14 protein-coding genes are annotated in these 17,422 nt (G+C 65.3%); 6 read left to right on the top strand and 8 right to left on the bottom strand.

Annotated features, from left to right (window positions below):
- On the bottom strand, positions 1-253 hold a 253-nt coding region (locus tag IWC96_RS00540; protein ID WP_196838174.1), incomplete at its 3' end, for a hypothetical protein.
- 60 nt (positions 254-313) lie between these two features.
- Positions 314-868 (bottom strand): DUF2061 domain-containing protein, encoded by a 555-nt coding sequence (locus IWC96_RS00535; protein ID WP_196838173.1) that lies wholly within the window; start codon positions 866-868, stop codon positions 314-316.
- 127 nt (positions 869-995) lie between these two features.
- Between IWC96_RS00535 and guaB the strand changes: the two genes are divergently transcribed.
- From guaB to IWC96_RS00505, 6 genes are all read left to right on the top strand, one after another.
- Entirely contained in the window at positions 996-2,453 is a 1,458-nt protein-coding gene (gene guaB, locus IWC96_RS00530; RefSeq protein ID WP_021696573.1) for an IMP dehydrogenase, read from the top strand.
- A 17-nt stretch (positions 2,454-2,470) separates the two neighbouring features.
- Positions 2,471-2,863, top strand: a complete 393-nt coding sequence (locus tag IWC96_RS00525) for an MAPEG family protein (protein WP_021696572.1) — start codon at positions 2,471-2,473, stop codon at positions 2,861-2,863.
- Positions 2,864-2,872: 9 nt separating this feature from the next.
- Positions 2,873-4,177, top strand: coding sequence for an RsmB/NOP family class I SAM-dependent RNA methyltransferase (locus IWC96_RS00520; protein WP_196838172.1), 1,305 nt, complete (start codon positions 2,873-2,875; stop codon positions 4,175-4,177).
- Positions 4,174-4,875, top strand: coding sequence for a 5'-methylthioadenosine/S-adenosylhomocysteine nucleosidase (locus IWC96_RS00515; protein WP_045318767.1), 702 nt, complete (start codon positions 4,174-4,176; stop codon positions 4,873-4,875). Before IWC96_RS00520 ends, IWC96_RS00515 begins: the two co-directional genes overlap by 4 nt.
- A complete protein-coding gene (guaA, locus tag IWC96_RS00510) occupies positions 4,872-6,428 on the top strand; it encodes a glutamine-hydrolyzing GMP synthase (protein ID WP_196838171.1) in 1,557 nt (518 codons plus the stop codon). The genes IWC96_RS00515 and guaA overlap by 4 nt, the downstream gene beginning before the upstream one ends.
- Before the next feature lie 289 nt (positions 6,429-6,717).
- A complete protein-coding gene (locus IWC96_RS00505) occupies positions 6,718-7,983 on the top strand; it encodes a site-specific integrase (RefSeq protein WP_196838170.1) in 1,266 nt (421 codons plus the stop codon).
- A gap of 28 nt (positions 7,984-8,011) precedes the next feature.
- On the opposite strand, the gene IWC96_RS00500 is transcribed toward IWC96_RS00505, so the two are convergent.
- The 6 genes from IWC96_RS00500 to IWC96_RS15850 all read right to left on the bottom strand — a co-directional run.
- Positions 8,012-9,718 (bottom strand): peptidase domain-containing ABC transporter, encoded by a 1,707-nt coding sequence (locus IWC96_RS00500; RefSeq protein ID WP_196838169.1) that lies wholly within the window; start codon positions 9,716-9,718, stop codon positions 8,012-8,014.
- Positions 9,715-10,860 (bottom strand): HlyD family secretion protein, encoded by a 1,146-nt coding sequence (locus IWC96_RS00495; RefSeq protein ID WP_196838168.1) that lies wholly within the window; start codon positions 10,858-10,860, stop codon positions 9,715-9,717. Before IWC96_RS00495 ends, IWC96_RS00500 begins: the two co-directional genes overlap by 4 nt.
- An 82-nt stretch (positions 10,861-10,942) precedes the next feature.
- Positions 10,943-13,981 carry a type 2 lanthipeptide synthetase LanM gene (gene lanM, locus IWC96_RS00490; RefSeq protein WP_196838167.1) on the bottom strand — a complete coding sequence of 1,013 codons (3,039 nt, stop codon included), beginning with the start codon at positions 13,979-13,981 and terminating at the stop codon, positions 10,943-10,945.
- An 84-nt stretch (positions 13,982-14,065) separates the two neighbouring features.
- Positions 14,066-14,479, bottom strand: a complete 414-nt coding sequence (locus tag IWC96_RS00485; protein WP_196838166.1) for a hypothetical protein — start codon at positions 14,477-14,479, stop codon at positions 14,066-14,068.
- 146 nt (positions 14,480-14,625) lie between these two features.
- Positions 14,626-16,845: a S41 family peptidase gene (locus tag IWC96_RS00480; protein ID WP_196838165.1), complete on the bottom strand. Its 2,220-nt coding sequence runs from the start codon at positions 16,843-16,845 to the stop codon at positions 14,626-14,628.
- Between the two features lie 277 nt (positions 16,846-17,122).
- The coding region (locus IWC96_RS15850; RefSeq protein WP_231378734.1) for a hypothetical protein at positions 17,123-17,422 on the bottom strand (300 nt) is incomplete at its 5' end.

The following is a 17,422-nucleotide window of genomic DNA, read 5'->3' as shown; positions in this document are numbered from 1 at the left end:
GGGGCAGGGCGGGCGCGTGGGCGGCGATGCAGACGGCGCAGGCCGCGTCGGCCAGGCCCGTGGTCTGATCCCCGTCGCCGCCGACGCGGATGGTGCGCGGACCCTCCGCCGAGCACATGACGATGGGCCGACCGTCGCGCGAGCCCGCGAGGGCGGCGGAAGGCAGCAGGGCGCCGAGCACCACGGCGAAGATCGCGGCCAGAAAGGCCAGCGACCGCCACAGCGACCAGGTGTCTGTGCGAGATGCCGTCATCAAGGGGGTGGATAGCGCAGCCGTATGGCGAAGCCCAGCGTCAGGGCGCCGCAGCCGCAATCAGGCGGCGGCCAGCTTGCGGTCCCGGGCGCGTCTGGCCTCGATGCGGGCCCAGATGCGGTCATGCACGGTGAAGAAGACCGTCTGCACGATGGGCTCGATCAGGCCGATGGCCAGGGCCAGGCGCCAGTTGAAACCGGTCAGCACATAGGCCACGGCGACCGCCACCGCAAAGTGCATGACGCTGTAGGTGAAGGTCTTCATGGCGATCTGCCGCAAGGAGGTCGGCAGGGCGTGGCTGTGGCCGGGATGTCCGTGGCCGTGGGCGCGGCTCTGTTCGCGAGCGTTCATGACGTCCAGACGGGCAGTGACGGCCTCGGCGGTCTCCTCGACACCCGAGCGCATCTTGCGGCGTTCGATGCGGTGCCAGATGCGATCGTGGACCGAATAGGCGATGGTCTGGAAGAACGGCTCGATCAGACCCACGGCCAGGGCGATGCGCCAGTCACGGGTGATGGCGTAGGCCACGATGATGGCTACGATCAGGTGCATGACGCCGTAGGTGGCGACCTTGAGCGCAAGCGCCTTCACCGATCTGACGATAGCCCGAACCATTTTCAACAAATGGCCTCGAGGCGACGGAGTTGCAACGACAATTCCTTTTATCGCCGCCATAGGCCGCGCCGGGCTTCCGTTTGGCGCCGCAGCAAGCTATACGCGCCCCGCAAAACGGAGACTCCCCATGGAGATACGCGAAGGGCTTACCTTCGATGATGTTTTGCTCGAACCCGGCCCGTCCGCGTTCATGCCGGCCGAGGTCGATGTGTCGACCCGGCTGACCCGAGACATCAAGCTGAACATACCCCTGCTGTCGTCCGCCATGGACACGGTGACCGAGATGCGGCTGGCCATCGCCATGGCCCAGGCCGGCGGTCTGGGCGTGCTGCACCGGAACATGACCATCGAGGAGCAGGCCGATCAGGTCCGCGCCGTGAAGCGTTATGAAAGCGGCATGGTGGTCAATCCGGTGACGGTGTCGCCCGACACGACGCTGGGCGAGGTGCGCGAGATCGTGTCCCGCAAGAAGATCAGCGGCTTCCCCGTGGTCGATCCGAAGACCGGCAAGCTGGTGGGCATGCTGACCAACCGCGACATGCGGTTCGAGAGCGATCCCAACGTCAAGGCATCGACCCTGATGACCACCGGCGAACTGGTCACCGTGCGCGAGGGCGCCGGTCGCCAGGAGGCGCAGGACCTGCTGCGCACCCGCAAGATCGAGCGGGTCATCGTGGTGGACGAGGATTACCGGGCCGTCGGGCTGATCACCATGAAGGACATCGAGAAGGCCCAGGCCTTCCCCCACGCGGCCAAGGACGATCAGGGCCGCCTGCTGGTGGGTGCAGCCTCGACGGTGGGCGACGCGGGCTATGAGCGGGCCATGGCGCTGGCGGAGGCGGGCGCCGACGTGGTGGTGATCGACACCGCCCACGGCCACTCAGCCTCGGTGGCGGCGGTGGTGGAGCGCATCAAGCGGGAGAGCAACCGCATCCAGATCATCGCCGGCAATGTGGCCACCTATGACGCCACCCGGGCCCTGATCGACGCGGGCGCGGACGCGGTGAAGGTGGGCATCGGGCCGGGCAGCATCTGCACCACCCGCATCGTGGCGGGGGTGGGCGTGCCCCAGCTGACCGCCGTGATGGAGTCCGCGCGGGCGGCCAGGGACAGCGGCGCGCCGATCATCGCCGACGGCGGGATCAAATACTCGGGCGATCTGGCCAAGGCCATCGCGGCGGGCGCCAGCGTGGCCATGATGGGCTCCATGTTCGCGGGCACCGACGAAAGCCCCGGCGAGGTGTTCCTGTATCAGGGCCGGTCCTACAAATCCTATCGCGGCATGGGCTCGGTGGGCGCCATGGCCCGGGGCTCGGCGGATCGGTATTTCCAGAAGGAAGTCTCGTCCGAGAAGCTGGTGCCCGAGGGCATCGAGGGCCAGACGCCGTACAAGGGGCCGATCTCGCCGGTGCTGCACCAGATGGTGGGCGGACTGCGCGCGGCCATGGGCTATGTGGGCGGCGCCTCGATCCCCGACTTCCAGCAACGGGCGAAATTCGTGCGCATCACCAATGCGGGGCTGCGCGAAAGCCATGTGCACGACGTGATGATCACCCGCGAAGCGCCGAACTATCGGCAGGGCTAGGGCCGGGGAGGGCCGCCATGACCATTGAACTGACCTATCTGGCGGCCACCCTGATCCTGGCGCTGGTGCAAATCCTGCTTCCGGCCGCAGGCCGCACGGCCAGGTACGGGCTGAAGTGGAACGCCGGGCCGCGTGACGGCGACATGCCGCCGCCGGGCCGGGTGACCGGGCGGCTGGAGCGGGCCGAGGCCAATCTGTACGAGACCCTGCCGCTGTTCATCGGGGCGGTGCTGATCGCGTATCTGGCCGGACGCACCGGGGCCATGACGGCCTGGGGCGCGGCGCTCTATTTCTGGGCCCGGCTGATCTATATTCCGCTGTACGCCTTCGGCGTTCCCTTCGTGCGATCGCTGGTCTGGGTGGTCTCGCTGATCGGCCTGATCATGATCCTCGCCGCCCTGTTCATCTGAAAGATCTGAGTGACCCCAGCCGCCCGCCTGTCCGCCGCCGCCTCGATCCTCGACTCCCTCGCCCAGGGCCGTCAGCCGGCCGAGGTCGTGCTGAAGGAGTGGGGCCGCGCGAACCGCTATGCGGGGTCCGGGGACCGGCGCGCCATCGCAGACCGGGTGTACCGGGTGATCCGCGCGCGGGCGCGGCTGGTCTGGGCCATGGGCGGGCGTGAGGACGGGCGCGCGCTGGTGATCGGCTCGCTGGCCCTGATCGACGGGATGCCGCTGGAGGAGATCGAGGCCCTGCATTCCGGCGACGGCTATGGGCCCAAGCCCCTGTCGAAACAGGAACGGGCGCGGATCACGGCGCCGGAGGGCCAGCCGCCGGGCTGGATCGCCTCGGGCCTGCCCGAGTTCGTGGTGGAGGATTTCAAGGCGACCTTCGGCGACCGCTGGGCCGAGGAGGCCGAGGCGCTGATGAGCCCACGCGCGCCCATCGACCTGCGGGTCAACGGGGCGAAGACGAGCGAGGATGCGGCCGAGGCCGAGCTGCGCGAAGCCGGGCTGTCGCCTGAGCGCACGCCGTGGTCGGTGTGGGGCCTGAGGCTGGCCGCCGAGCCGCCGCCGAACGTGCAGGCGCTGGAAGGCTTCAAGGCCGGGCGTTTCGAAATCCAGGACGAGGGCAGCCAGATGGTCTGCTGGCTGTCGGGCGGCGGGCTGGACCTGTCGGGCGCGGTGGTGGTGGACTATTGCGCCGGCGGGGGCGGCAAGACCCTGGGGCTGGCGCAACAGGGCGTCGGGACCCTGATCGCCGCCGATATCAGCATGAAGCGTCTGGACGCCATTCGGCCGCGGCTGGAGCGCGCGGGCGTGGACGCGGAGCTGCGGCTGCTGGGCGCGGACGGCGAGGGGGTCGAGGATCTGGTCGGCGGGGCCGATCTGGTGCTGGTGGACGCGCCGTGCTCGGGCTCGGGCACCTGGCGGCGGCGGCCCGAGGACGCGTGGCGTCTGAAGGCCGACGAGGTCGAGCGGCTGCACAAGCTGCAGCTGGCGATTCTCGGCCGGGCGGCGGCGCTGGTGAAGCCGGGCGGGCGGCTGGTCTATGTGACCTGCTCGATGCTGACCGGCGAGAACGAGAAGACGGCGGACGCCTTCGAGGCGGCGCATCAGGATTTCCGGCCCGTGGCCGTGGGCGACGCCCTGGGCAATCCGGCCTTCAGCGATGCGGCGCGCGAGCATCTGGCGAGGTTCGCCAAGGGGCACAGGCTGCGGCTGAGCCCCGCGACCAGCGGCACCGACGGTTTCTTCGCCGCCCTGTACGAGCGCGCCGGATGAGCGGGCGGGTGGCGCGCTGGGGCGGGCTGGCGGTGCTGCCGGTGATGGCGGCGCCGGCGGAGTACGGCGTCCATCTGCAGGCGCGCATCCAGCCGCTGATGACCGGCGTCGGCCCGGTGGAGGCGGCGGTGGCCCTGACCGCGGCGCTGGGGCGGATGGCGGCGGACGGGGCCCTGCCGGACCTGATCGTGTCGCTGGGCTCGTGCGGCTCGCGGACGCTGGAGCATGCGGCGGTCTATCAGGCGTCGTCGGTGCGCTATCGCGACATGGACGCCAGCCCGCTGGGGTTCGAGAAGGGCGTGACGCCGCTGTCGGACCTGCCCGCCTTGCTGCCCCTGCCATGCCCGATTCCGGGCGTGCGGTGCGCGAGCCTGTCGACCGGCGGCGCGGTGATTTCCGGCGCGGCCTATGACGCCATCGAGGCCGAGATGGTGGACATGGAGACCTGGGCCCTGCTGCGGTCTGCGCAGAGCTTCGGCGTGCCCCTGATCGCCCTGCGCGGGGTGTCTGACGGGCGGGCCGAGCTGAAGGCGCTGGAGGACTGGACCTCGACCCTTCATCACGTGGACCAGAACCTGGCCGTGGCGCTGGACGCCTTGATCGCGCGGCTGGAGGCCGACGGCCTCGCCGCCCTTGAAATTTCGGCCGACCACGGCCTAGACCCCGCCCACCTTCTCGCCCCGGATTCGACCGCATGACCACCCAGCACCAGAAAGTCCTCATCGTCGATTTCGGCAGCCAGGTGACGCAGCTGATCGCGCGGCGGTTGCGCGAGGCGAACGTCTATTGCGAGATACATCCCTACGCCAAGGCCGAGGCCGCGCTTGAGGCAATGAGCCCGGCGGCGATCATCCTGTCGGGCGGGCCGGAGAGCGTGCACGAGGAAGGCAGCCCCCGCGCGCCTCAAGGCGTGTTCGAGGCGGGCGTGCCGGTGCTGGGCATCTGCTACGGCGAGATGACCATGTGCGAACAACTGGGCGGCAAGGTCGAGGGCGGTCACCATCGCGAGTTCGGTCGCGCCGAGATCACCGTCGAAAAGACCTCGCCCCTGCTGGCCGATCTGGCCGCGGTCGGGGAGGAAGAAACCGTCTGGATGAGCCACGGCGACAAGATCGTCGCCATCCCGGCGGGCTTTGACGTGGTCGCCTCCTCGCCCGGTTCGCCCTATGCCGTGATCGCCGACGAGACCCGCCGCTTCTATGGCGTTCAGTTCCATCCCGAGGTGATGCACACGCCGCGCGGCGCGACGATGCTGAAGAACTTCACCCACGGCATCGCGGGGCTGTCCGGCGACTGGACCATGGCGGCCTATCGAGACGAGAAGATCGCCCAGATCCGCGAACAGGTCGGTTCGGCCAAGGTCGTCTGCGGCCTGTCCGGCGGCGTCGACAGCTCTGTCGCGGCGGTGCTGATCCACGAGGCCATCGGCGATCAGCTGACCTGCGTGTTCGTGGACACCGGCCTGCTGCGCAAGGATGAGGCGGCACAGGTCACGACCCTGTTCAGGGAACACTACAACATCCCGCTGATCCACGTTGATGCGTCGAAGGAATTCCTCAGCGAACTCGCGGGCCAGTCGGACCCCGAGACCAAGCGCAAGATCATCGGCCGGGTCTTCATCGAGGTCTTCGACCGCGAGGCCGGCAAGATCGACGGCGCCGAGTTCCTGGCCCAGGGCACGCTCTATCCCGACGTCATCGAAAGCGTGTCGTCGTCCAGCGGCAAGGCGCATGTGATCAAGAGCCACCACAATGTGGGCGGCTTGCCGGACTTCATGAAGCTGAAGCTGGTGGAGCCCCTGCGCGAGCTGTTCAAGGACGAGGTGCGGGCGCTGGGCCGCGAGCTGGGGCTGACCGACGCCTTTGTCGGTCGCCACCCGTTCCCCGGACCGGGCCTGGCCATCCGCATCCCCGGCGAGATCACGCCGGACGCGGTGAAGACCCTGCAGGACGCCGACGCCATCTATCTGGACGAGATCCGCAAGGCGGGCCTGTACGACGAGATCTGGCAGGCCTTCGCGGTGCTGCTGCCGGTCAAGACGGTGGGGGTGATGGGCGACGCGCGGACCTATGAGAAGGTGCTGGCCCTGCGCGCGGTGACCTCCACCGACGGCATGACGGCGGACTTCTACCAATTCCCCTGGGACGTCCTCGCCCGCACCGCCACCCGCATCATCAACGAGGTGCGCGGCGTGAACCGGGTGGTCTATGACGTGACGTCCAAGCCGCCGGGGACCATCGAGTGGGAATAATTCAGGCCTCTCGGGACCTTTCGAGATCGCTTAGGAAATACCCTGCAAGCTACTGACAACATTGTGAATTCTCACGAGACCCTTCGAGACCGTTCGGAGGGTCTTTTTTCGTTTTACCGTCCTCGCTGACGGTATCGCCAGGCGTTGATCCGGCCGAGTCCGGCCCATACCGTCAATGAGCGCTGAGGCGCGTGACGGTACTGAATTCTCCTAAGTCGCGGAAAAGGAAGAATAAAACCGTCTGAAAACCGGTCAAATTCGGACCCGTCCTGACAGAGGTGATTATACCGTGCTTACAGACGCCGCACTCAAGAATTTACGTCCAAAAACAAAACCTTACAAAAGTACCGACAGGGACGGCATGTACGCCTACGTTTCACCCGGCGGCGCGATCTCGTTCCGATACGACTATCGGTTCAACGGACGGCGCGAGACGGTGACCTTGGGCCGCTACGGCCGAGGTGGTTTGAGCCTGGCTCAGGCCCGCGAACGGCTCTTCGAGATCAAACGGACCATCGCTGACGGTGTGTCGCCGGCGATGGAGAAGCAGCGCGCCAAGCGCCGGTTGAAAGAGGCGCGCAGTTTCGAGCACGTGGCTCAGGCATGGATGGATAAGGCGCCTATGGCCGACAGCACGCGGAACATGCGTCGCTCTATCTTCAATCGAGAGGTGTTGCCGAAGTGGCGGAGCCGCCTGCTGTCGGAGATCACACCAGACGACCTACGCGCACACTGCAAGTCGATCGTGGACCGCGGCGCTCCGGCGACCGCCATCCACGTCCGGGACATCGTCAAGCAGGTCTATGCCTGGGCGATCCTCCACGGCGAGAAGATCGATAACCCCGCCGACGGCGTCGGACCCGCCTCGATCGCCACCTTCCGTCCGCGGGATCGATCTTTGTCACCCGCAGAGATCAAGATCATGCTCCAGTTGCTGGGAGAGGTGGCGACCCTGCCGACCATCCGCCTGGGCCTGAAGTTCATCCTGCTGAGCATGGTGAGGAAGAGCGAGCTACAGGACGGCACCTGGGACGAGGTCGATTTCGACAACGCCGTCTGGTCCATCCCGAAGGCGCGGATGAAGCGGTCTCGGCCGCACAATGTCTATCTCTCGACCCAGATGCTGGACATCCTCGTCGCCCTGAAAACCTGCGCAGGCAATTCCAAATACATCCTTCCCTCGCGGTACGACGCCGATGCGCCGATGTCTCGGGCGACGTTCAACAGGGTGACCACTTCCATCGCCGATCGGGCGCGTGAGAGGGGCCTGGCCCTTGAACCTTTCACCGTCCACGACCTGAGGCGCACGGCCTCCACCCTCCTGCACGAGATGGGCTTCAACTCAGACTGGGTCGAGAAATGTCTCGCTCACGAAGAGCGATCCTCGCGCAGCGTCTACAACAAGGCGGAATTTGAGGCGCAGCGCAGACACATGGCGCAACAATGGTCCGACGCTGTCGACGCCTGGGAGGCCGATCGGCCTTTCACGCCTGCGCTGTCCGTGCCGGAAGGGCGGGGCCCTGTGTTTGACCCGCGTGATGATCGACTGCGCTAAGGAACTTTTGTTGCGGGCGCAGGGCGGTTCAGGCGATGCGCGGCGATGCGGAGCCAGATGCTTTGGCTACGGGTCTAAGGCGCCCGGCATGCAGTCGGTATACGATATCCGCGGCCTCCAGGAGGGCGGGCCGGTGAGCCACTACGAGGCGTGTCATTGTGAGCCCGCTGACGAGATCCGTTATGCTCCGTTCATTGTCTTCGTCCAAATTCGCAGTTCCCTCGTCCAGGATGAGAACGTCGGGCTGACGATAAAGCGCTCTGGCAAGTAGAAGTCTCTGACGCTGACCAGCGGAAATGGACTCTGCAAGCTCGCCGATCTCTGTTCGGTAGGCATTGGGCATGAGGCGGATTTCACGGTCTATGCCAGCCTGTTCCGCCACGCGCGCCATAAGCATCTCGTCGGCATCAGGAGAAAAGAGGGTGATGTTATCCGCGATGGATCCCGCAAAAAGGCGATCATCGATGCCGACGACCCCGACGCGGGACCTCCACGAGGGCCAGTCGGCGCCCGTCATAACGCGCCCGCCGATCGCTATTTCACCGGAATCCGGAGTGTACAGACCTAGCATCAGCTTCAGTAGGGTCGATTTTCCCCCTCCCGAGGCGCCTTCGACGGCCACGAACCCACCTTGCGGCACCGTCAAGTCGAGATCAGTCAGCACTGGTGGACCGTCGGGATATGCGAAAGTCACCTTCCGGACCTCTATGGCGCCCTGGGGGCGGCCATGGTCGCTCGCAGATGTCGCCGTATGGCCCCTGGGTTGTCCGAGAATGTCCGAAACGCGATCAAGGTGGAGGCCAATGAATCGGACTTGGGTCAGGTGACCCAGCAGAGTGTTGAAGCGCTCCACAAAAACCCCCCTGTAGGCCAGGTAGGCGACCAGCATGCCGAGCGTGAAGCCCGAGCCGCTGATGACGGCTCTTGCGCCGAGATATATGACAGCCGCGGACTGGGCGCCGTTCACGATCGTGCGAAAAAGCTGCAGTCGCGCGTTGACGTTACTGCTTTTTATGCCGGCGTCAGCGGACCCATGCAGGGCCTGAGCCCAAGCCTGGCCCCGACGCCTTTCTAGCCCATGAAGCCGAATGGCCGTCATGCTGCGAAGGTTCTCGAGGAACTGTGTCTGCTCCGTAGCCCGGGCCTCGATCTCAGTCTTGGCCAGTCGTCTCTGGATTGGAAAGACCATGAGTTGCACCACGGTCACGATGGCGAGCCCCAAGAGCACCACGAGCGTCAAGATCACGGAATACGACAGCATCACCGCGAGCGCGGTTATCGCCATCAGAGCGTCCAGTCCGGCCGACAGCAGAATACGGACCACGATGTCCTGCACCGTTCTCGATGCGCCCGCCCGGGAAGCGATGTCGCCGATTGAACGGCCTTCGAAGAACGGGAGCGGCAGCGACGAAAGGTGCTGGACCGTCCTGGTCATCACCTCCAGCGACATCGCCTGCGAAAGCAGGATTTGCAGCCTCGATCTTATGAACTCCGTGAGGGACTGAACCACATGGAGAACGAGGAAGGATAGCGCTACGATCTCGAGGATGCGCCGGTCGCCAGCGGTGATGGCCTGGTCGATGACCAGTTGCATCTGCAACGGACTGAGAAACACGAAGATCTGCAAAAGCGCGGACAGCAGCAAGACATAGCCCAGGGAGCGGCGTGTGCCCGCCATCTCCGGCCATATGTCCCGGATGCGGATGCGGCGGCCGGGGGGAGGGGGCGCCGTCATCGGCGAAGTCCCTGGGTGATGGATCCCAGCAGCAGATCAGCGAAACTGCGACGCTCGAGCTCAATGACCCCCGTGAGAAGCATGCCCGGGGTAAGTGTGTAGTCGCGACCAGCGGACCGCACCCGGTCGCTGTCCAACTGAACCCGAACGACAATAGCCGGTCCCGAGACATTCAGACCGGGGCTGTGGATGTCGGTCGGAGCAAGTACGGCCTGAGAGACGTAAGCTACGGTGCCGGTGACCGGATCCGACTTTTCCCGAGGAAAGGCTTCCAGAAGAAGCTTGACGGGGTCGCCGACGGAGACCCGGGCCGCCGCCGAAGGCGGCAGAAGCAGCTCCACCTCAAGCACTGCATTGGTCGGCGCCAGGATCGCAACCACCGTGCCGGCCGGAACATTCTCGGAGACGGAGCGAGGAAGCGCCACCACGGTGGCGGCCACGCTGGCAGTATAAGTCTGCCTAAATTCTTGTTCGTAGGAATTGCTCTGCTGGAGAAGCGCTGCCTCTTCGCCTCGCCATTCGCCGCGGGCGACCTCGAGTTCGGAATCGAGCGCGGCATGAGCAAGCTGGCGTTCAGCAAGTTGGCCTCCGATCCGGTCTATGGAGGCTGCGATCGTTGCCGCAGACTGCTGCTCAGCCAGCAAATCAGATTCTCGGCCCATCACAAGAGTCTGACTGGCGTACCCCGCCTCAAACAGTTGACGGGCGCGCATCAGGGCCTCGCTCCGAAGCTCCACCCGCCGACTCGCGATCTCCGCCTGTTCCTGAAGCCCCGCCAGTTCAGCCCGCAACATTCGAAGTTCCGCCGCCAATTGCATCCGCCGTACGGCAACACCCGTCTCCCGGGATGCAAGGCGTTGACGCCCGGCCTCGACCCGCTGGGCGTAGAGCGCCTGGCCATTGGCAAGCTGGGCGTCTTGACCGGTCACGTCGGCTGAAATCTCGACGACCGGCTCTCCCGCTTGGACAGCCCCACCTTCCGACACGGCAATGCTGCTGATTCTTCCCCCAGTGGCGGCGGTGATCCTGATCATTCCGCCCGCCGGAACCACCCAGCCGGGAGCGCGCGATACGCGACTGAAGTCGAAAACCGCAAGCCCGATGACGACTGTGGCCAGCAGGGCCCCTGTCAGAACGACCATGGGCCGGACCCATCCAGGAACCAGCCGGATGGACTGCAACGAGAAGCCTGGTAGGTCCGGCTCGGCCGTCACTGTGCGGCCGTCATTTTGTGATGCCGAGGCTCAGGATCGAGCCGATTGAGGGGGCCCTGACACGAAGGAGTTGATAGCCGATGCCGGCGTGGCCGAGCATCAGGCCGGGATTCAGGTTCGCGACACTGGGCAGCCACCCTGTATTGCGGCTGCGTCGGAGCGCGCCGGATGCGGCCCTCAGCGCGAGGGCGCGATCCTTTTCGTCCCCGTCGACGAGTCCGTCGAGGTTGCCGAGCACGCCGTGGCAGAGGCTGTCGTTGCCCCCTTCCAGGCTGTTTTCACGGGTCAGGCGCCAGGCGGCGGCGTGGGAGTGCGGCCATTCGGCGAGGTGCGGACAGTGTTCACGAATGAGATCGATCGCAGTCAGACGCCCGACGTCGCCATGACACCAGGACCCGCCCCCCACGGAGCGAGCGGAATAGGTCAGCGCTCGCAGCACGAGATCGTCCCACTGCCGGGAGCCGAGGCAGGCCCCGGCTACCGCCAGGGCTGCGGCGTGGCCTGCAGCGCCGTGGGCGAAGCCGCCCGAGGGTGTATCGAGGCCTGCCGACGGCCAGAAAACGCCATCGGCATCATCACGGGAGGCGGCTTGCAGATGTGCTGCGCACTGCTGAATGAGGGCGCCGGCCTCGTCGCCGAGCTTCGGATGGGTCACCAGGTGGCGGAGGACGAGAATCGCGCCTGACGAGCCTCCGATCACGTCGAAGGTCTGATCATCCTCCAGCGCCTTCGCCAGACGCGCCAAGACGGCCCGGGTCCATTCGACGTCAATGTTCAATGGGCCGCCGGCTAGGCGCATGCCTGCGTATACAATGCCCGACAGTCCATTGAATGCGCCCGCCCGGGGGCGGGCCGCCTCGCCACAAAACTCGACCGATGTCCGACAAGCTTCGGCCGCGACGGTGAAACGGTCGCATCCGGTGGCCAGTCCAAGTTCGTGTAGAAACAGGCCGATGCCTGTGCCGCCCTGATAAAGGTCGAACTCGGTGACGCTGGCGCTGTACTCGAATTTTCCCATCGACGCGGGGGTGACCCAAAACAGGTGGCCTTCGACATCAAAGCTGTCGTCGAGGAGTCGGTGACCAATCCGTGCCGCCTCCTCAAGAAGGATGTCCGGGGAGAGATTCTCGACTGGCTCGGCCGGCAGAAACGGGTGAGGCCTCGCCTTGGCTTCAATGGATTCGAACGCACATGAAGCAGCCCGCGCCGACTGGTCGGTGGCCGTACGCCCCAATGCGCGAACACGTCTGCACAAGGATTCCCAACCGCTTTCGGAGAAGACATCGGCCAGTTCCAAGCCATCCGATGACCATGCATGGGTCGACGTCGCAGTGGTCGTAAAAAGCGGGATGTCGCAGCGCCAGAGGTCTGAAATCTCGGCTTGCAGGATGTCCTTTCGCGAGCGCCCTCCAGAGCTCCAGATCGCGAGTTCGGCCCATGCGAGTTCGTGGTCCATGCCGTCGCGCATGTGAGCGGGATGAAGGGAGCTCCTCAGGGCCTGGCCGTACGCTGTGGTGCCGCGCGGGACCCAACGAATCTCGATGTCGCGAAAAGCCGCCAGCGGGCCGCCCGCATGCAGCAAGTCGCCAGCCCGTTCGGCGAAAACCCGACAGGCCGCTTCGATCCCTTCTGCCAAGGCCTCAAGATGGGCTGCGACCGGTATTCGGCGGGCCCCCATCCTGGCGCAGTTCTCGCGCGGCTGCATGAGGAAGGGCTTCAGGCGGACCGCGAGGGTATCGCCGTCGCCGTCCAGAAAAACCTGCTCCTGGTATGGCGTTTCCAAGGTCGTGTGCAGGGCCGAGGCACTGAAGTCCCGCCGAAAGCCGCCTACGACGGCCCCCCCCGGCAGGTAGCCGGTCCGCAGGATCGACCGGGTGCGAGCCTGATAGCACAGGGTGGCGTATTCTTCGCTCTGGATAACCGTCGGACAGAGCAGCGTCTCTAGGTCAACAATGACGGGATTGACGCCTTCGTAGATGATGTTCTCGAAATGGAGGTCGCTTCCGGCGCACAGATCAAACGCAGCCAGCAAGATGCCGGTCCGGCGATAGGCACGCGCGATTTCGGCCTCGTCGGCGCACTCGTGCGCCTTCACAAACCGTGCCCATCCGTAATCGCCGCGCCCGAGCGTCGGCACAGGTTCAGGTGCATCAGCCAGGTGATCCGACAGCCACGTCACTAGGCCATTGAATGCCAGGTCGGCGCCCATCGATCGCGGCTTGTAGACCAGGTCGTCATTCTCCTCGTAGCGGAAGCGCGCAACTGTCCGCCCATGCCGATGGGGATCACCGAGCCCGAAGACGACGCCTTCCAACCCTGTGGGCCTGATGCCGAATTCCGCTTCAAGGACATATTTGTCCTCGGCATAGCGCCGCGCGCATTCGAGGCATGCTGCAATCGAATCCATGCAGACCTGCGCGAGCAGTCTGTCAAGCACGGGGGTAGCCTCGAGCAAAGCTTGGCGGGAGGGCCAACTGCGGACCAGCTTCTCAAAGCGACAGGCCCGCTCCGCGGGATCGCTCTCGGATGCATGGTCGACCAAACGATGAATGTTCACGGCTACCGAGGTCGAAGGCGCCGCGATCGCCCTGAGGCGGGATGTGAGCCAGGTTAGGGCTCCTGATCGGAAATGGCCTTCTTCGCGGTTGGTAAAGCCGCACGCTGCCAACCCGCTCTGCAACTGCGCATCGGCATGATCGAGAAAAGGATGAATGACGGCAGCTATCGCGCTTAGCGGAGCGTCTTCGTCATCCGTCTCGTGGGGAGGCGCGACGTCGGCTCTCTGCCGGACTCCGTCGAGGTGGTCGAACCAGCCCTCACGGGACGGACCCGTTGGAGAGAACCCGGTGTCGATCTCCACGACCGACAAGCCGTCGCCGCCGCCCGTCCAGGTCTCCAGCCAATGGAGCCAAGCAGTCTCATGGCGTTCGAAATACGCGCGTTGCCACCAACTCCAACGCTCCAACGCCCCGGCTGCGGAGCGTTTCCCGGGGCCGGAGTTGAAAAGATCAACGCGCTCCTTTGGCGACAGCGTACGTGTGGAAATCATGGCGTGTTTAAGCCGACAAAGGTCCCCGCCCCTCCGGAAGAGAGGGCGGGGACGCGAGTTCAATCTGTTTAGTGGGCGTGGGACTTACGGATTGCTCGGCAGTTGCACGTCGCACAGAGAATTCTGCGTCTGGCAGTTCGGGCCCCAGGTCGCAGGGAGGCAGCCGCCCCAATCGGTCGTGAGATTCGGATCCGGGCATCCAAAGGTTTGGCAGTCGTTTGTTTCGACGCCGCAGCCCTGACCAGTGGTATAACAGTCGTAGATATTGGACGGGCAACCGTCGATCGTGTTGGACGGGTCGGCGCGGTATGTCGTCTGGCTGAATTGGATCGGTCCGGCCGGGTTGGCCAGTCCGCCATCCCAGGTAGACCGGGCGATCCTCTCATCAGCTTGCAGCAATGAAGCATTTTCTGCGGCGAACTTCGCGTCAGTCCACGACAGGATCGCTTTCGCTATGAGGGGGTCATGCCCCGAATTTTCGATGGATGTGCGTAACAAGGTCGTTCCTCCCAGAGCCGGTCGTCCCGATCGACGACGTGGGCGCGCGAACGAACGATGATACAGTGCCGAAAGGTATGCAACTGAAAATTGCACTTTCTAAGTAGGGCGATATCCAGTTGTATGGCGGCTAGGCGCGAGCCACTTTACGGATCCTCGCCTTCCGGGCGGGCGTAGCCCGAAAGCCTTTCACGGGCTGTGCTGCCGCTGGTCACAAACTCAAGTCCTCTTTCCAATACTTCATCGCGGCCTCCGGCGACGCCAGCGATGGTGCGTGAGGCGGGGATTGTGGGCTGGACCCCATGGCCGCTCAGTTCGGACCCGTCATGGTTCAGCACCTCCATGCCCGTCCACACGATGCTGTGGCCGCCAGGGACCGTGAAGGTATTGGAGTTTCCGTTCGTGCCGGCGGTCGGCTCTCCGACGATTTCCGCCAGGGCATGCCCCCTCACCATGGCCAGCAGGGTTTCAGAATAGCTGATCGCTCGGGCGTCTGTGAGAAACGCGACTGGACCCTGGAGCCGAGGAGCTTGCGGTGCGACCGACCATCCGACGGGCTTCCATGTGCGGTCCCGTCCGTCGGGCAACAGGTGGACGGGAATCCGGAAGGGCGGCGTCTCGATCGGCCGCTCAGCAAGGCGTCCCAGGAAAGCGGCGCGGATGTCGCGAGGATAACCACGAAGATCGAACACGACGGGTTCATGAGGTTGAACCCGCTCCAGCCCGACCGAAAGCGCCCGGTGGTCGAGCCGCGTCAGGTCGAAGTACCATGCTCCGGCGGGAAACCAGGTTATGGGGGCCGGACGGGGTTCGCCTGCAATCTCCCTCCAGTTCGTGGCGGGCGAGGGCATAACCTCCACCTCGCGCTCTGCTCCGTCCCTGGAGCGCAAGCGCAGGTGCACGGATTGTGGGTCTGCTCGCCACAACATCTCTTCCGCAGCCCGCCAGCGCCGATAGGCGGTGGTGGAGGCCGAGATGTAAGCGGACCGGGCGGCCAGTTCGCTCCCTGCGGGGACTCCGTCCACCGTTAAAACGATGTCGCCTACGGCCACTCCGGGCGGTGCGTCGCCAGGCAGTCCGGTCACCACGATCTCGCCTTCTACAGGCTGCCAGACCAGGGGAAGCCGGTATCCTTCCGGGCGCGGCGAAACGGCCCCATGCCCGTCGTGCAGGTCCGCGACCATCCTCCGCAGAACGTTGCGAAACCCGTTCGCGTCCACCGCGGTCGCCGCGGAGGCGAGCCGGGCCTGCAGGCCGCTGTCCCAGTCCACCCCGTCGTCCTTGAAGCCGGGGTAGAAATGGCGAAAGACGTTCCAGGAAATGACCACCGCACCCAGGCGGCTCGCCCTGCTGTCGGGCGCCTGCGCCGCCGGCAGGGGTGCGTCCCTCGTCAGGTTGACCGCCCCAGAGGGCGCCGTGAGCGGCATCCAGATGTGGATGTCGTCCACGAGTTCGGCCGTCCAGCCGGCGGAATGATCTGCCGCTATTCGTTCGCTCTCATAGACGGGAGCCGAGAACTCCACGCCGGTATGACGCCACCGCACGAGATTCGCCCCGGTTGGCGCCGGCTCGGTGGGAATCGCCGGCTGCCCGCTGACCACGAGCCCGGGCGCCATCGGCCGAAACCATCGCTCCAGGACGGTGATGAGTTGACTGTCGGATTCGGCTGCTTCCGCCTCAAGCGCGCCCTGGGCTGCGATGACGGACCATCGGGAATCGGCCGGGTCGGAATAGGGTGAGAACCAACGGACATAACCGTAGAGCTTGGTGAATGCCGTCAGGTTTCGCAGGCCCTCACGCGTGGGCGCGGCGCCGTCACCGGCGTCGGCAGGCAGTTCTGCGAGGACTTCGAGGCTGGCCGCGTCGATCCACGCGGTCCCGACGCCGCTGAGCAGCAATCCGACGGTGAGCCTGGTGGCGTCTTCCGCTACAGGCCCGACGATCTCGTAGACGGCCCAGTCTGCGGATCGGATCGCGCGGTCGCTCATGTTATCGAAGAAGCCGGTGGCGCCGCCCGGCCGATCAACACGAAGCCATAGTCCCGCTCCGGCTCCTCCGGGCAGAACGTTCGCTCGCACCGCCGCACGGAAGCGGACGGTGTATCCCCGGAACGGAGTGGCGTCGAGCGCCTGGGCCAGGGCGACAAAGGAGCCGGGCGGTGACCTGTCTCGCGTTATCCTGAAACTGGCTTGGCCTGCATAGGGTTCGTGCGGGTCCGCACGGACCTCAAGGTCGGCCGGGATCGGCCGCCAGGCGTCCCGCCCCGACATCGGCGGGAGTTCGAAGTCGCCGTTCCTGAGGTGAACAGCGCTTTCCTGAGCGTAGGCCGGGACCGCGAGCAGTAGAATGAAGACCGCGAGGCGCATGGCGTGGAGTCCGGGCACGACAAGCTTGCGCACACGTGTTGCTTTAACCATCGGTTGCCTCTGCGCAATCAATTACAGCGGTAAGCTGTGCTTGATCGGGACAAACTGTCAAATCGTTGTTTGCCTGCACCTTGGAAGCATCGGCGCTGAGGCCCCGGTACGAACGACGAGTGCCTGCCTCGTCTGCGATTACAGGATGCGTCATATGGCGGTCGGTCAGATCGATACCGGCCCACAGTGAAGGTTCTAGTTTGACTGTGACCTCCGGTATCCGAAATCAGCTCTTGAAGGCCCATTCAGATTTTTCTTTACGACCGGCGATCGGGCCGAGCCAAGGTGGAATTGAAGGGTGTTTGATGGCTGTCCTCTGGGCGGCGTATGGCCGCACGAGTTTGGCTGAATGTCGAGTTTCCGGCGCACGGTGAATGTCCGGGATTGGCGGATTCCGTTGAAAAAGGCCGCCGCTGAGATCGGCGCGAGTAACGGACGTGACGGTTCGCCACTTTCTCAGGCGGTCGCTGGCGCCGTTGGCGGGATCAGCTTGGCCAGTTTGCGCAGGTTCTGGGCGGTGGCGGCG

It is taken from the genome of Brevundimonas sp. BAL450, from assembly GCF_015767455.1.
Lineage (GTDB): Bacteria > Pseudomonadota > Alphaproteobacteria > Caulobacterales > Caulobacteraceae > Brevundimonas > Brevundimonas abyssalis.
Note: the sequence above shows the minus strand (reverse complement) of the source record. Positions and strands in the feature narration are given on the sequence as shown.

Excerpts from the sequence above, each read along its gene's own strand:
- IWC96_RS00535 (WP_196838173.1), bottom strand. The coding sequence starts at position 868 with ATGGTTCGGGCTATCGTCAGATCGGTGAAGGCGCTTGCGCTCAAGGTC.
- guaB (WP_021696573.1), top strand. The coding sequence starts at position 996 with ATGGAGATACGCGAAGGGCTTACCTTCGATGATGTTTTGCTCGAACCC.
- IWC96_RS00525 (WP_021696572.1), top strand. The coding sequence starts at position 2,471 with ATGACCATTGAACTGACCTATCTGGCGGCCACCCTGATCCTGGCGCTG.
- IWC96_RS00515 (WP_045318767.1), top strand. The coding sequence starts at position 4,174 with ATGAGCGGGCGGGTGGCGCGCTGGGGCGGGCTGGCGGTGCTGCCGGTG.
- guaA (WP_196838171.1), top strand. The coding sequence starts at position 4,872 with ATGACCACCCAGCACCAGAAAGTCCTCATCGTCGATTTCGGCAGCCAG.
- IWC96_RS00500 (WP_196838169.1), bottom strand. The coding sequence starts at position 9,718 with ATGACGGCGCCCCCTCCCCCCGGCCGCCGCATCCGCATCCGGGACATA.
- IWC96_RS00495 (WP_196838168.1), bottom strand. The coding sequence starts at position 10,860 with ATGGTCGTTCTGACAGGGGCCCTGCTGGCCACAGTCGTCATCGGGCTT.
- lanM (WP_196838167.1), bottom strand. The coding sequence starts at position 13,981 with ATGATTTCCACACGTACGCTGTCGCCAAAGGAGCGCGTTGATCTTTTC.
- IWC96_RS00480 (WP_196838165.1), bottom strand. The coding sequence starts at position 16,845 with ATGCGCCTCGCGGTCTTCATTCTACTGCTCGCGGTCCCGGCCTACGCT.